Annotated in this window: 14 protein-coding genes and 3 tRNA genes; 2 read left to right on the forward strand and 15 right to left on the reverse strand. The window is 47.0% G+C overall.

Annotated features, from left to right (window positions below):
* Nucleotides 1-22: 22 nt before the first annotated feature.
* The 3 genes from ASG81_RS21225 to ASG81_RS21235 all read right to left on the reverse strand — a co-directional run bounded on the left by ASG81_RS21225 (nt 23) and on the right by ASG81_RS21235 (nt 3,568).
* Nucleotides 23-2,290: a helix-turn-helix domain-containing protein gene (locus ASG81_RS21225; RefSeq protein WP_056638900.1), complete on the reverse strand. Its 2,268-nt coding sequence runs from the start codon at nt 2,288-2,290 to the stop codon at nt 23-25.
* A gap of 251 nt (nt 2,291-2,541) precedes the next feature.
* Nucleotides 2,542-3,030, reverse strand: a complete 489-nt coding sequence (locus tag ASG81_RS21230) for a hypothetical protein (RefSeq protein ID WP_056638903.1) — start codon at nt 3,028-3,030, stop codon at nt 2,542-2,544.
* A 142-nt stretch (nt 3,031-3,172) separates the two neighbouring features.
* A complete protein-coding gene (locus ASG81_RS21235; protein WP_056638906.1) occupies nt 3,173-3,568 on the reverse strand; it encodes an RDD family protein in 396 nt (131 codons plus the stop codon).
* A gap of 187 nt (nt 3,569-3,755) precedes the next feature.
* Between ASG81_RS21235 and ASG81_RS21240 the strand changes: the two genes are divergently transcribed.
* Nucleotides 3,756-4,313, forward strand: a complete 558-nt coding sequence (locus ASG81_RS21240) for a hypothetical protein (protein WP_056638908.1) — start codon at nt 3,756-3,758, stop codon at nt 4,311-4,313.
* Nucleotides 4,314-4,331: 18 nt separating this feature from the next.
* On the opposite strand, the gene ASG81_RS21245 is transcribed toward ASG81_RS21240, so the two are convergent.
* The 5 genes from ASG81_RS21245 to ASG81_RS21265 all read right to left on the reverse strand — a co-directional run bounded on the left by ASG81_RS21245 (nt 4,332) and on the right by ASG81_RS21265 (nt 5,690).
* Entirely contained in the window at nt 4,332-4,775 is a 444-nt protein-coding gene (locus ASG81_RS21245) for a hypothetical protein (RefSeq protein ID WP_056638911.1), read from the reverse strand.
* A gap of 268 nt (nt 4,776-5,043) precedes the next feature.
* A tRNA-Leu gene (locus tag ASG81_RS21250) sits at nt 5,044-5,129 on the reverse strand.
* A 20-nt stretch (nt 5,130-5,149) separates the two neighbouring features.
* Nucleotides 5,150-5,226 (reverse strand) — tRNA-Ile (locus tag ASG81_RS21255).
* Nucleotides 5,227-5,263: 37 nt separating this feature from the next.
* Nucleotides 5,264-5,340, reverse strand: a tRNA-Met gene (locus tag ASG81_RS21260).
* A gap of 119 nt (nt 5,341-5,459) precedes the next feature.
* Nucleotides 5,460-5,690: a hypothetical protein gene (locus ASG81_RS21265; RefSeq protein WP_056638914.1), complete on the reverse strand. Its 231-nt coding sequence runs from the start codon at nt 5,688-5,690 to the stop codon at nt 5,460-5,462.
* Between the two features lie 77 nt (nt 5,691-5,767).
* Here ASG81_RS21265 and ASG81_RS21270 point away from each other — a divergent pair, with 77 nt between their 5' ends.
* Nucleotides 5,768-6,280 carry a 2'-5' RNA ligase family protein gene (locus tag ASG81_RS21270; RefSeq protein ID WP_056638917.1) on the forward strand — a complete coding sequence of 171 codons (513 nt, stop codon included), beginning with the start codon at nt 5,768-5,770 and terminating at the stop codon, nt 6,278-6,280.
* 77 nt (nt 6,281-6,357) lie between these two features.
* On the opposite strand, the gene ASG81_RS21275 is transcribed toward ASG81_RS21270, so the two are convergent.
* The 7 genes from ASG81_RS21275 to pyrF all read right to left on the reverse strand — a co-directional run bounded on the left by ASG81_RS21275 (nt 6,358) and on the right by pyrF (nt 15,071).
* Nucleotides 6,358-7,875 (reverse strand): ABC transporter substrate-binding protein, encoded by a 1,518-nt coding sequence (locus ASG81_RS21275; protein ID WP_081417484.1) that lies wholly within the window; start codon nt 7,873-7,875, stop codon nt 6,358-6,360.
* 5 nt (nt 7,876-7,880) lie between these two features.
* Entirely contained in the window at nt 7,881-8,771 is an 891-nt protein-coding gene (locus ASG81_RS21280; protein ID WP_056639385.1) for an ABC transporter ATP-binding protein, read from the reverse strand.
* Nucleotides 8,772-8,779: 8 nt separating this feature from the next.
* Nucleotides 8,780-11,713: an ABC transporter permease gene (locus ASG81_RS21285; RefSeq protein ID WP_056638918.1), complete on the reverse strand. Its 2,934-nt coding sequence runs from the start codon at nt 11,711-11,713 to the stop codon at nt 8,780-8,782.
* Nucleotides 11,714-11,716: 3 nt separating this feature from the next.
* Entirely contained in the window at nt 11,717-12,790 is a 1,074-nt protein-coding gene (locus tag ASG81_RS21290) for an efflux RND transporter periplasmic adaptor subunit (RefSeq protein ID WP_056638921.1), read from the reverse strand.
* The gene (locus tag ASG81_RS21295) at nt 12,756-13,493 is read right to left on the reverse strand and encodes an ABC transporter ATP-binding protein (RefSeq protein WP_081417485.1); all 738 of its coding nucleotides are present in this window, start codon (nt 13,491-13,493) and stop codon (nt 12,756-12,758) included. Before ASG81_RS21295 ends, ASG81_RS21290 begins: the two co-directional genes overlap by 35 nt.
* 200 nt (nt 13,494-13,693) lie before the next feature.
* A complete protein-coding gene (gene pyrE, locus ASG81_RS21300) occupies nt 13,694-14,341 on the reverse strand; it encodes an orotate phosphoribosyltransferase (protein WP_056638924.1) in 648 nt (215 codons plus the stop codon).
* Entirely contained in the window at nt 14,334-15,071 is a 738-nt protein-coding gene (pyrF, locus tag ASG81_RS21305; protein ID WP_056638927.1) for an orotidine-5'-phosphate decarboxylase, read from the reverse strand. The genes pyrE and pyrF overlap by 8 nt, the downstream gene beginning before the upstream one ends.
* Between the last annotated feature and the right edge of the window lie 26 nt (nt 15,072-15,097).

Below are 15,097 nucleotides of genomic sequence, written 5' to 3' on the forward strand. Positions count from 1 at the left end.
GTTATCGCATACTAAACATTTTTCAAAAAGTAGCGGAATGACGGGCTTTTCCCGGCTTCAGCTTGAGCTTTCTGTAATCGCCTGGCGTTACTCCGATCACTCTCTTGAACACGCGGCCGAACGTAATCGAATTCGCATAGCCAACCTGAAGGGCAATGCTTTGTACGGAATCCTCGGACTCCGCGAGCAGCCCCTCAGCATGTTCCATTCGCAGCTGCACGATGAAATCAACGAATTTCATATGGAACTCTTCTTTGAACAGGTAGCTTGCATATTTGCCCGAGATTTGAAAGCGATCGCTCAAATGCTTAAGAGATAAGTCCGGATTCACAAAATTTTCTTCGATATATGATTTCATTTCGGTAATCATCGCCCGATGGTTTTTGGTTTCGCAATAGGCGACGTAATGACGATACATTTCGGTTAAATACTCGAAAAAAAGTACGCGAAGCTGATCCAGCGAGATCGTTTCCTCCACCGTTTGCTTCCAGAGCCCGGCCTTTTCCCCTTTAAAATGCTCTTGCAGGTCATCCGAGATGTTGCCAAGCTCGCTGCCCAGCATGTCCATCATCGTTTGCAGCAGCATCCGAATATCTTCGTCCTTTAGGCAATCCGATGCCAAAGATTCGAATATATTGTCCAAATATACGCGCCATTCGCCCGTCGACAGGCGGAACTCTCTGACCAGATCAGCAGCCATCTGCAAATACTTATACGATCTCCGCCTAGTATCTCCCGGCAAATCATCGCTCATAATGACGATTTCTATCCCGAGCGACAGTTTATGCTGCATCGCCTCGGCCGCCGCCTTAAAGGACATTGCTATCATCCCCCAGCCCTTGACTACCGGCCCTATTCCAAACGTTAATGACATGCGGAGATTTTCAGACACCCATGCGCCGCCTTTTTCTGCAAACTGGCGAATGTTATCCTTCGGAGCTTGCTCCTCCCCGCTTATCCCGATAATGATGCCCATTCTGCTCTCGCCGACCCATTCCGCCCAAGCATGCATCCCATCGTCCCGTGCCAGCTCCTGCAGTACGTTCGTTAAAGCAAATTTAAGCGTATTTTGATCGTGTACGGAGAAGCCGCTCCGGAAATGACCGTAATGACCAATCTCTACTATCATAAAAGCAAATAGATCAAACGTATTTACTTCCGGAAGCAGCTTCAATTTCAGCAGGCGTTCTTCCACATGCTGATGCCCTTCTCCTTGCATGATTTCAAAAAACAGCTGTTTCCTGCCCACCAGCAAATTTTCGCGCTGCTCCTTTTCGTAATCCTCCGTTTGTTGAATCAAATTTTCCAGCGTCCGGTCGATTAAAGACAGCTCATCCATCTTCATTCCGAAGCCGTCGCTCCGCAGTTGAATCGATTCTATGCGGTTCATCATGACCCGGATCGGCTTGTAATTTTTTCTCGTGATGTAGATGATGTAAAAAATGGCAAATATGACAGTTAATAGACCGATTCCAATCCAAACATACGATATAACCGAAACCCATAAAAACAGCTGCCCCGCAGCGATGCCGCTTTCAAAAGTCCATCCCAGCATATCTGAGTTCATCCTGTTGAGCACTTTTCCCGTTTCTTGATCTTCACCGCTCTGGATGGAGGGCAGCGTCGAGAAAACCAGTTGACCTGCCTCATCACGAATCGTAAGAAACGTCACCTTATCATTATTCATCGAACGAATCATCCGCTCGACGGCATACATATTTACATTAATAACGACAAACCCTTCCGTTCCAAATGGGAGCGGCTGTCTTTTGTACATCGAAATAACCTGTCTATCATCCTCCGTACTCATCTCATGAAAGGGACGAATCGACGACCAGCCTTGATATTCGGGACTAGCGAGCGCCTGTTCGATAAAGCCTTTATCCGCAAAATCATCCCATTTCACTAGTCCGCTGCGCGTAAGCACCTGCTTGTCCTCAAGGCGGTAAACGTATATGGAATCGATCAAGCTATCGTTCGCAATCAACTCCCGCATGCTGTCAACCACCCCGAAGATAGCCTCGCGATTTTCCTGCGTCCGCTCTACGTTAAGGAACTCACGGTACTGATCGTTTTTTTCCAGTTCCTCTAGAAGATTTGTCTCGATTCCCCTTAACGAACGCGACACAGTATCCATAATATAGCCGGTTGAAATCCGATCCGCCTTCACCGTTTCCTTATGAGAGATTTCATTAACCATAATAAAGGTCATGAATATTAGAATCGTTACCGTAAACAAAAAAATCGGAAAATAGGAAAGCAGCATCCGGCGGTACCAGTTCTTCTGCAAATGAACCACTCCTTTTTCTATATCAAACAAATGATTATTAAGTTATAAATGGATATAAATGAATAAAAAAGTTAATCGCTAACCACGGTAAGCGCTTTCGTTAATAATTCTAAAAGATAAACAGCAGCAATTCAATGCAAGAAAATGGCAGGGTAAAAAACAAAAAGATCCTCCCCCGCTCAATCTGCCGCATGCGTACAGATTATGGCAAAGTAAGGATCTCATTCAAGCTATTATGCCGCTAAAGTTGGTTAAACCTGCTTATTAAACCAGTTATAAAAGTATTGATTAATATATTGTCCGGCTAGCATATAAGGCACCGTTTCTTCCTCTACAAAATTTCCCCTGCCCCTAATGCTAAAATAAAGCCACAGCGCAATCCCTTCGGAAAATGACTCAGGATGATAAGCCTCTCCATTCAAGAGTCCCGAAATCGTACCCATACAATCCTCAATCGCGGCTTCGCCTTCAGGATGATACGCTTTTAGCTTTATTTTCAAATAGGAATAAATATAAGGAAACTCCTTGCTGCCGGCTAATTTGGAGCTATAGAGCGCAGTCGAAATGGATGCTGCCATAATACCCGTTTTCCACTGCTCTGCTTTATCCTTTAATGAAACATCGTCCTTAAACCTTTCCTGCAGGTCATTATGCAGCGTATCCTTCAACGAGAACACCTCTGCATATAACCGGCGTGAGCTTTGCTTGAGCGAAGACTCCTCATTCTTGTGCTGATTCATTCAACCGCCTACTTCCCCTATTTGCTGAGGTTCGCGTTACAGCTTATAGTTTACTGCATATAAATTGCAGAATGCAAAAAACTTTTCTTAAACGCACAAAAAAAGCCCGTTGCGATAAATCGCAGCAGGCTTCTTTCTCATCCTATTTGACATGCACAACTTCGGTTCCCGCGATAAAATCATGAATGGCCCGTTTATCCTCGCGTAATCCAACCATAAATGCGCTGACGATGGCCGCTATCCCCAAAGTTAATACATAGACAAGCCCGCCGACAACATTACGCAATAGCATGGTACCTATTCCAGGGGACGAACCGTCAAGCTTTCTAATCTGAATACTGCAAATCCGTTTGCCGATTGTGTAGCCGTTCCAAAATACCGGAAGCAATAACGAATAGAGGAATGAAATCACATCCGTAAAAAATTCTTTCCCCTCAAGCCCTCCTGAAATTAACCAAGAAATAAGAAATAACGGAATTCCAACAATTAAACCATCCAATAAAGAAGCTCCTAATCGAATCCAAAATCCTGCGTTCATATAAAATCCCTCCAAGATTGCTTTAATATTGTTGCTTAATGCGCGATGTTAACCAATAAAGCGGTTTTCGCTCATCGAATAAGATGTATGCGATACAGGGATAGATATATGACAGAATAAATTAACTTTCAAATTGAGATACTACTGACTGCCATAACTATTCTCATTAAAGGTGGTTTCTCAACACGTGGATTATACCAAGGATTTATTGATAAAAAAAGCCTATGCCAAGCCTAGCTTAAGACAAAATATTGTTAACAAGGGCATGATCTGCCTGTATTGCGATTACTCTGGTTTCGCTGTACAAAATAACTATGGGATAGCTTGCTGCTTTGTCTACAACCGAACGATAAATGTTACTTCCCAAAAATTGCAAATGGAACAAGATGAAGGTTCAAATTACGGCGAATTACAGGCGATTTTATACAGTCTTGAAATACTCGCAAAGGCATTAACCGAACATCAACCTAAAATCGCTATCATATATACAGATTGCAGCAGTATAGCAAAAATTTTATCAAGACCTTACATTTCACATCATTATTATGAACATGCAAGGTATGAAATATCAGCTTCTATAAATCATTTAAAAAATAGGTTCCCTGACGTTGAAGTAAGAGTGAAGTACATGAGCAATCACAAAAAAAATAATGCTCTTCACAGGTTGGCTCATAATGCAGCTAGAGAAGCTGCTCAGACCGTTGATTTCTCAAGGTTCGCAATAAGAAAAAGCGCCCAATTATGAGCGCATATTCCAAAAATCTTATAACATAATTGAAATGAAGTCGCGATCCAAAACGACATTTCCAACTTGCGGTACGTTTCCAGCGGTTCCGAAATGGTTGACGATGACATTTGAAGTTGTTGGGAGGATAACAACTACTTCGTAATGATCATCGACACCAGTGAGGTTTGTATTGAAGAATCTAAGGGTATTTGCTGGTATAGTAACGGTGTTGTTGCCAATCCTTACTGGTGAATTGGAATCCCAATTAAAAACCATAACTGTTACGGTTACCGGTGAAGATCCCCGATTCATGACTTCAGTATGGGCAACTGTTGTGCTCGGATTTTTTTTGAGAACACCTGTGCTTCTTACGTTACTAGTAGTGTTTTTCACTTGAACTTGTTTTTTCAACAGAGTGTTCACTTTACTCTTCATCGTTCTGCTTTTTAATACTCTCTTAGCTGATGTTTTAATTTTCACTATATCAACTCCTATAATGGGAATAATATAGTATATATAAAATTGATAGATTAAATTGTGTGATTTTATTAGTAGATAAGCACATTTGATAGAATTGAATAACACACTTCGATTTTTCGGACATAGAAAAAGGCACCCCTTCGCGTTTTATTCGTTTTTCAACGAAAAAAATGCGATTACGAGGTGCTGATTCTCCTGCTAATCGATTAGGATCGCGCAGGATTATGTACTTCGTGAAAACCGTTGATTTCTCAAGGTTTTCCAGGTATGCCGAGGACGGGAATCGAACCCGTACGGTGGTCACCCACCGCAGGATTTTAAGTCCTGTGCGTCTGCCAGTTCCGCCACCCCGGCATGTTGTGAAGGTTTTGCTATGGTGGGCCCTGAGGGACTCGAACCCCCGACCAATCGGTTATGAGCCGACCGCTCTAACCAACTGAGCTAAGGGCCCTCGAAAAACGTCTATTTCAACGTATTCATCGAAAGGTTGGTTGCGGGGGCAGGATTTGAACCTGCGGCCTTCGGGTTATGAGCCCGACGAGCTACCGGGCTGCTCCACCCCGCGACGTATTTCCATTTGAGCAAAGCTTCTTGAAATGGCGACATAAAATAATATACTATATGGAGGTAGTTTAAGTCAAGCAAAATATTCTAATTTAATTCTAATTTATTTTTTGATGTTTTTTAAGGAATAAATCTAACGCCAAACCGCCCTTTACGCGACTTGAAAACCTCAACCTCACGCGGGCATTCGTAGCCATATACCCACCAATCATTTTCCATTCTTCTAACCAGGCACCCAGCTTGAAACTTCGTTTCGTATAGGCGAACCCAGTACACCCATCTCATGCGAATCCCCCCACTGTCTGATATGATAAGCAGCTGTTCTGCCGCCTTAATAAAGATTATAACCATTAGAATGCCCCAAAACTGGGATAATAAATGCAAATCGGGTATACTCAAATTAGGTCATTTTGAAGGAGCTGAAGACAATGTTATATGGAATTGTCGTTTTTCCGGAAAAGCATGTGCAAGATCTCGCGAATAACTGGCGAAGACGCCATGATCCGCATTACTCAGCAATCCCTGCTCATTTGACAATAAGAGAAGAAGAGGAATGGAACGATGACGAGCTGCAGCTTGCTGTTGCTCATCTGGAGCGGGTAACGTCTACGATACAGGCTTTCTCTATTCATTTTAACCGAGTATCCACCTTTTATCCGGTCAATCATGTGCTCTATCTGGCACTTCAGGATACAGCCTTGATACAGAAGCTCCATGAGGAAGTAAGCAGTGGACCATTAACAATCGCAGCGCCTAAATACGTTTTCACGCCGCATCTTACTATCGGGCAGCAGCTATCGGCTGATGAGCTTCACGATCTATATGGCAATCTTCGCATGCAGTCCATTGACTTCTCTTCAAAAATTGATCGCGTTCATTTGCTTTATCAGACCGATAACGGCTCCTGGACCGCGTATCAATCGTTTCTGCTAAGAGGATAGACCTAAAAAATCTTAATACACGCAAAAGCCCGCAAACGACACTCAGGTCGATTGCGGGCTTTCTGCGATTTTGCTTATTAATCACCCATTGCCTTTATATCGATTGCGCCGCCTCCGCCTTCCATGCCCCCATTCGGATTCGTTTTCAAACGTTCCAGCACTGCGTTGCCGCGTGTCTCCCATTCGGCAAGCGCCTCGCGTGATGTCTTCGTTCCTTTAATTACTTCCTGGAACAGCTCGTATCCTGGATTTTGAGCTTCCCAAATACCTGGTTTTTCTCGATAAATTTTTTCCGCATCCGTGCTTGTTGGCGGCAGCGGCTTAAGCGTCGTAAATGCATCCATGTTGTACTGCAAGCCGCCGATTGGCTTCAAGAACTCTTTGCGCGCTACCATCTCGTAAAGGCTTCTCGACTTCAGCTTAGCCCATTCCTTGCTATTCGAAAATTTAATAAAATCCCAAGCGTCTTTATCATTTTGCGCTTTGCTGTTTATACCCATCAGCTGACTAAGATAAATACTGCCGCCGACATCCGGATCGTTCGGATGAACAGGCACCGTTACGACATCCCAGTCTACAGGTTCAAAATCTTTGATTTTTGAAGCATTGTCTGCCGCTCTCTTAAGCTCGTTAATATAGCCGTAATCGCCGATTGTCATCGCTACTTTTCCTTTGATGAACAAGTCGCCGTAGAAAGGATCATAGCCGCCTTCAGCGCTTTGCTTCTCATACATCTTGTTGTAGTATTCCTGATTCGGGATAATTTTTTCTTTGTGCAGCGTGGATACGGTATTCCATACCTGGTCCCATTGATCGCTGTTTACGAGCATTTTCTCGCCTTTGTCATCCCACATTTTTAATTGCAGCGCTTGGCTGTAGACCTGCGTATCGTTAAAACCGTCAGACTGCCCACGGCTGAATGAGAATCCGAATTTACGGTCCTCGCCTTCTCCTTTGGCAACTTGACGGGCAAGGTTAAGAACATCAGCCCACTGCATCTTGTCAGTTGGAGGCTGTATGCCCGCATCAGTGAACATTTTTTTATTATAAAAAAGGGCTGAAGAGCTGAACGTAGGCGTTAATGCATACAGATTACCGTCGCCTGCCGCCTTAATGCCATCAATAACAGTAGGAACATAATCACTTAAATCAAATTTATCCTGCGTCACAAGCGGATCAAGCGGCTGAAGCAGATTGTCTTGCGTCAGACGGCGAAGCATGTTGTAGTCCAGAACGACCACATCCACCGGATTTTGGCCGTTTAGCATCTCTTTCATTTTCTCGTAAGGATCCGGCTGCGTTACCGGCTTGGATGGATCTTGCTGCTCAAAACGTTGATCATCATAGTTGATTGCGCCTACGATTTCGAATTCGATGTTCGGATGGGACATTTCGTACATGTCTGTATATTGCTGACGGAAATAAGGCTCGTTATCCGATCCGCCGTAAAGCACGCCAACCCGAAGTACCCGTTTCTCTGTGGATTCGTTAGAGCCGCCGCTGCACGCAGCCAGCAGGCTAATAAGCAAAGCAAGGGTCAAGCTAACCAAAGCAAATTTACGAATCCGCATTCCTGACAACCGCTTGTTATCCATTCGATTCAACCCCCCAATGATTTAGGCGGAGTAATAATAATCCGCTCACCGTCAAACTCCATCGTTGCTTTGTCTTTAATGTTTAATGCAGATAAATATTCCTTGGGCACTTGCAACCTTCCGACCCGATCTACGACGACATAGGCTTCATGCACAGCTTGCAGTCCGCTGGCAACAGCCGGAAGCTCTGCCTCACCTCCATCAAGATTAATATTCGGATTTCGTTTAATAAACTCGGTGCTTGTCAAGCCATCACGAATCGCAACGACCCGATCGACCTTGCTCGCAAGCGTCAAGTCATGCGTAACGATCACGATCGTTATGCCAATCTCGCGATTCAGCCTGCGGAAAATACCCATAATCAAATCGGAGGTTGTCGTATCGACAGAGCCTGTCGGCTCATCGGCCAGCAGCAGCTTTGGACGGTTCGACAGTGAAATCGCAATCGCGACCCTTTGCTGCTCCCCTCCTGATAGTTGATGGAGCTTATTATGCATACGCTCTTTTAATCCGACCCATTCTAGCAGCTGTTTCGCGTATGCGCGATCAACTTTGCCCAAAAGCATCATCGGCATTTCCACATTTTCAAGCGCGGAGAGGTAAGGCAGCAGGTTGCGCGCATTGTTTTGCCAAATAAATCCTACCGTTTCCCGCTTGTACTGCACAAGATCCTCTTCGCTAATTTTGAGCAGATCCCATGGCCCTACACGCACCTGTCCGGCAGAGGGGCGGTCCAGGCCGCCCAGCGTATTCAGAAGCGTAGATTTCCCGCTGCCACTGTTGCCGATGATGGCCATAAGCTCGCCTTCGTTTACTTTTAAGTTCAAGCCTTGCAGGGCGACGACCTCCAGATCGTCTGTCTTATAAATTTTCACCAAGCCTTCACAATCGATCATCGCTGTTGTCATCGTTCCTCTCCCATCTTGACCGCTTGATGCACTCTCAGCCTGCGAATATGCAGGAATAGCAGCAATGCGCCGACCAGCATCATGAATCCGACTACAACGAACAATTGATTCGTATCACTCGATTCGAATACGACTCGGAACGGAGGTACCGTTTCTGCAACATTTTCTGTCGTCTGCAGGAATGGAAGGAAGAGCAAGCTGACCGCTTTTCCGATTAAAACTCCGAGTCCTATCGCTAGACCGGCTGTGAAAAGCTGCTCTAGCAGCAGCATGCCGGTGAGCTGTTTACGCGATAATCCCATTGCGCGCAAAACCCCGAATTGAACGACACGGCCTGATAAGTTAAAAAACCAAAAGAGCACGTAGCCTGCTAATGTTATGATAACGGAAACGAGAAAGCCTAAGCTCAATATTCCAAAGACGCCGCCTCTGGTCGGGAGCTTCGATTGCGAGATCAGCTCGCTCCTTACGTCTTTAACGGACGCAAGCTCTATACCCGCCTTCTGCAGCTCCTGAACGATAGGCGCGACCTTCGCGTCCGGCTTCATCTTCAGCCATATCTCATAAGGGATGATCGGAAGCTGATCGTAAATATAATCCAGATTCGTAATGATAAACGGCGATTTGTCCGGATATTGGCTAGGCCAGTATGGCAAAATCCCTACCACTACAAAATCGACCTTGCCTTCCGGGAAGCCGACCGATACCGGATCACCGGGCTTCAGCTGATATTTCTCGGCTACCTTTGAAGGAATAAGTGCAGCATGCTCATATTGACCTAAATTATTTAAATAATAATACGGGTGTATGGGATACAAATCGTTGCGGAACCAGCCCACTTTCGCGAAATCCACGTTATCGATCCCCATAATTGTACCTTGACCGATTGATTTCCCTGAAATGACGACGCTCCCCTTCGTCTGTAAAACACGGGCAGCCGCTTCTACCCCTTCCAGGGAACGGAATAGCTCGAAGGGAGGTTCGCTGTACAAAATTTTCGCAGGCACGCTTTGACCGCCGCCCCCGGAGCCTCCGCCATTCCCGCCTCCTGAGCCTCCACCGGAACCTCCACCGGAACCTCCACCGGTTCCACCTCCGCCAGACCCACCGCCAGCTCCACCACCGCCACTCCCTCCGCCGCTGCTTGGCGTCGTTACGATCTCGGCAGTACCTTCCCAAACCGTTTGAATGGTAACGTCAGTTCCGTACTTATACAAAGTCCGCTCCGTCGAGTTCAAATCGATCGTTCGGGCTGCCGATGCATTGTAAACGCCTAGTCCCAGCGTTAGCACTAATAAAATCATAAGCGGGTAATAACCCTTTGATGATCGTGAAAGCTGGGTAAGCGTCAAATAAAGCGGCACAGGCAGAAACTTACGTCCAAGCCATGTGAAGAAACTTAATAGCCATGGGAATAGCCGCAAGAAAAATAAACCAAGTGCAAAAATCGCGAGCGCCGGTACAAAAAACAGAAACGGTTGAACGTTTAATTGATCCGTTGTCATGCCTGTTTTGAAAGTCAGCATTTGACGTTCATTGAACATATACCAGCCATAGCCTGCAGCAGCCAGCAATAATACGTCAAGATACCAGCGCTGCCAGCCGGGCTTGCGGTCAGAACGCGCCAGTTCCTGCTTGTAGCTGACGATTGATGATCCGGCATAAATGACAGCTGGAATAATCGTTGCAAGAAGGGCAAGCAAAACCGCTGCGCCGCCAGCGATTATGGCCTCTGTAGAGAAGCCTACCGGTATCGACTTCCGGTTGACGAAAGAGAGGAAGCCGTTGGCCGACCCGATACTCTTCGCCATAAACCAGCCGATAAAGGGACCGCTCGCAAGCGCAATTCCGCCGAGCAGAAGACCTTCTAACAAATAGATCCATATAATTTGCCTTGTTCCTGCTCCCCGGCTGCGAAGCACGGCAATGTCGCTGCGCTGTTTATCAAGCGATTGGCGGGCGTTCATGGCAATGAAGAAAAACACCATTGCCAGCATTGGAGCAGCGAGCGTGAACAGCAGCGTTTGCAGCTGCAGGCTCTGCTTCTTAAATTCCGTAAGCGTGGACGCAAAGGATATTTCTACTCTCGTATCCTTAAGGCGCTGGTACAATTCAATGTTCAAGCGCTCAAGCGTCCTGCCCAGCGGTGATAATTGGCTCGTTTGAATTTCCGATAAATCGAAGGCGTAATACCAGCTGGCATTATGAAGCGGAATGCCTTTCTTAGCCAGCAGCACCTTGTCAAATGCAGCCTCGCTGATTTGCAGTGTGTTCAGCAGGCTTTCCATCCCTTGATACCAGTATGAACTCGTATCAGTAAGCGGCTTAACCGCCCCGACGATTTTGACCCGCAACGTAAGGTCAAGTCCGCCGTATACCGGATATTCAAAAACATCGCCGATATGTACATCATTGCGGTACATGGCTTCTTCGAACATAACTGCTTCGAGCAGCTCACTATCCCCTTCAGCATTCACAAACCATCTGCCTTGCGTCAGCTCGGTGTTGGCCTCAAGCTCCGACATCGCCATAATCGTCAGCTGGCGATTACGCCCGGCATCGACCTTCGAATAATCCTCAGGCACGACCTCCGTACTGCGAATGGAATAGCTGTTAACATACGTTTTAAAAGGATAACCGATCTCCTTCGGCACTCCTTCAGAAATGTAACGTTCAAGCTCCGATAATGAAGGTAAATCCGTTTTCCCGCCAGCGGGCGATTGATACCTCATGAGCAGCGAACCGGCTGGTAAGCCAGCACTCTTCTGCTGCAGCGATTCGGCTACGACTCTCTTGAGCGCGCCATCCGCGTACATGGGTATACTAGTGGCAAAAGCAACCGCTAAGGTCAGTCCCGCCAGCGTGCTTAACGTTAGCCAGCGTGTGTTCCACATTTTACGGAACAAAAAACGAAACAACGGAATTCCCATCAGCTATCGACCTACAACTTTCTGCCCCGGCTTAAGGCCCTGCAGGATCTCAACCTGCGTCGCGGTTTGTTGACCGACCTCTACATCCACCTCGCGCTTACCGTCTGCATCAATAACCTGCACATACGTACGGGAGCCGATCGAACGAAGCGTAGAAGGAGGAATAACGATGGCGTTTTCTGTTCGCTTCGTAATAATGTTAATGGATAACGGCGTACCGCGATTTAAGTTTTTCGGCAAATTATTGAGATCGACGATTAAGTAGTCCTCAGGCCGCTCCGGCTTCGTTTCTCCCGGCAAACCGCCCGTGCCGCCGCCGTTGTTCTGGTCATCCGTCTTGACCGGCAGGAGCTTTACTTTGCCTTTAAATGTGCCCACGCTGCTAATATTGGCTGCTACCTCCATGCCGACGGCCACTTTTTCAAGCTCCGTTTTGGTTAGCTTCGCAGCTGCCGTTATTTTGCTCGTGTCGGCTACAATCGCAATCGGTGCATAGGCTTTAATTAAATCGCCCTTCTGTACATTCAGCGTAACGATCGTCCCGCTGAATGGCGCCTTCAAGCTCGCCTTCGCGATCTCTTCTTCCATATCGACCAGCTTCTGCTTGCGTTCCTCGAATGCAATCGATTTCTCCTCGAATTCAATCGGGTCCATCTCATCGCGCTGACGCAGCGTTTCTTTCATGGCAATTTCCTCTTTCTTAAAAGAAAGCCTTTCCATACGCAGCGTCTTGACCAAATCGTCAACGTCAAGCTCACCGATAATTTGACCAGCCTTTACTGCCTCGCCCGCTTTCACATACAGCTCCTTCAAATGCTTGCCGTCTAATGTGAAAAATAAGGTCTCTTCCTCTAAAGAGATCAGCTTGCCAATGATTTGAACCTTCGTCTCAAGTGTCGCTGTCGTCACCTCATACTCCGGTTTTTTGGATATTTGCGGCGGAGCGATTTCAGGCAATACCTCCTCCTCTTCCTCCGCAGGAAGCAATGAGCATCCGCTTGCGAATACTAAGGATACACTCATAACAACAACCATTGAACGTTTAAATAAATTTCCCGTCCACCATTTCATAGACATGGTCGGCAACCTCCAAAATCGTAGGATCATGTGTAGTCATACAAATAGTAACTTGTTCAGTGCGAATGATATTTTGGAAAACTGCCATAATTTGAGCTGACATACCTGAATCAAGCTCTCCTGTGGGCTCATCCGCCAGCAGCAGCATCGGCTTGTGGGCGATCGCCTTAGCAATAGCTACGCGCTGCTGCTCGCCGCCCGAAAGCTCGAAAGGCCGATGATTCATGCGCCGCTCCAGTCCAACAAGTTCAAGGCACTGTGCGACCCTATCCTTCCACTGTGCACGCGGAACGCCAGCCATGCGAAGGGAAAGCTCCACATTCTCCCGCGCGGACAATAGCGGCATAAGAGCAAAGGCCTGAAAGATAAAGCCCATATGCTGACGCCTAATTATCGTTCGCTGATTGTCGCTCATACTGTTAAAAGGCAAACCATTAAACATAATCTCACCCTTGCTGGGAGTATCAAGCCCGCCCAAGCAATTCAGCAGTGTCGTCTTGCCTGACCCCGATCTGCCTTTAAGCATAACTAACTGGCGCTCCTTGAGCTCCATGTGAATGCCCTTTAATACGTGCAGCGGCGAACCTCCTGCTTGAAAAGTACGCTCTACATCCTTAACGGTAAGTAGAATACGCCTTTCTTCAGCGGGTTCGGGTTCGAGCCGCGCTTCTGTCGTCTCATCCTCTTCCAGTGGAATGGCCATTAGCGCTTCCGATCCCTCCTCAATCAGCTTTCATAATTCTCATCTTACATGATAGACGCAGGACATGCTCTAAAAGTTACGTCAAAATTAAACAACTTTTTAAAACATTTGGAAAAAAAAAAAGCTGCTATAAGCGCATGCTTTCGCATCACACTGACAGCAGCTTTTGGCTTCATTTACTTCACCTAGCTGTTTATTATTTATTTGCCAAAAGATTGCGGATCTTGTCTCCACGCCTGCAAAGCGGCTACATCTTCAGGAGCTACTTGGCCGAGCTCAACAGCAGTTTGAATCAACGCGCTGTAATTAGAGAGCGTTTCAAGCGGCATTTGCTCAGCTGCAAAGGCTTGAATAGCCGTATCGAATTCATATGTGAAAATAGCGAGCACAGCCGATACTTCCGCGCCGGCTTCGCGAACGGCAAGCGCCGCTTTCAGCGAGCTGCCGCCTGTTGAAATCAAATCCTCGATGACAACGACCTTTTGACCAGGAAGGACTCGTCCTTCTATCTGGTTTTGCTTGCCGTGGCCCTTCGCTTTATCACGAATATACGCCATCGGCAAATTAAGCTTCTGCGCAACCCATGCCGCATGAGGTATGCCCGCCGTTGAAGTTCCGGCAATGACCTCCGCATCGGGATAACGCTCGCGAATGATCGTGGCGAAACCTTCCGCAACAAGATCGCGAATAGCAGGGTATGTCATCGTAAGGCGGTTATCGCAATAAATCGGCGATTTAATACCGGACGTCCACGTGAATGGCTCACCCGGACGCAGGGCTACAGCTTCAATTTCAAGCAAGCTCTTGGCAATTTGGTTAGGCAATTCGGTTAATGTCAATTTACTCAAAGGATGTCAGCTCCTCAATAATAGATTCTAATGCTGCCCGCGGGCTCGGAGCCGCAGTAATGGGACGACCGATAACCATATAGTCGGTGCCTTGACGCAAAGCCTCGCTTGGCGTCATGATGCGCGATTGATCGTTAACATCCGCGCCTGCCGGACGGATGCCGGGCGTAACCGTTTTGAAAGAAGCGCCGCATGCCGCTTTGATCGATTCAACCTCGGAGGGCGATGCTACTACTCCGTCCAATCCAGCTTTTTTCGTAAGCTCCGCATAACGCAGCACTGCCGACTCAACTGTGCCGCTTATACCAATCTGCTCATTCAGCATCGATTGGCTTGTGCTTGTCAATTGCGTAACGGCGATAACAGTCGGTTTGCGAAGGCCGCTGCCCGTAAGAGCGATGTCCACGCCTTCAAGCGCTGCCTCAAGCATGGTGCTGCCGCCCGCAGCATGTACGTTGAACATATCCACGCCAAGCCTGGTTACGCTGCTTGCTCCGCCTTTGACCGTATTCGGAATATCATGCATTTTGACATCGAGAAAGACGTAGTAGCCGCGCTCTTTCAAGCTCTGCACAAATGAAGGACCTGCGGCGTAAAACAGCTGCATCCCAACTTTCATATAACAAGGAATGCCCTGAAGCTCGGCAATTAATCGTTCTGCCGCTGCTGCCTCCGGATAATCCAGCGCAACCATAATCCGTCCTGCGGCTTGCTCGTTCGTCAACTTCATCCGTAATCTCTCCATTTCTCTGTTCA

Source organism: Paenibacillus sp. Soil522 (assembly GCF_001428245.1).
GTDB lineage: Bacteria > Bacillota > Bacilli > Paenibacillales > Paenibacillaceae > Pristimantibacillus.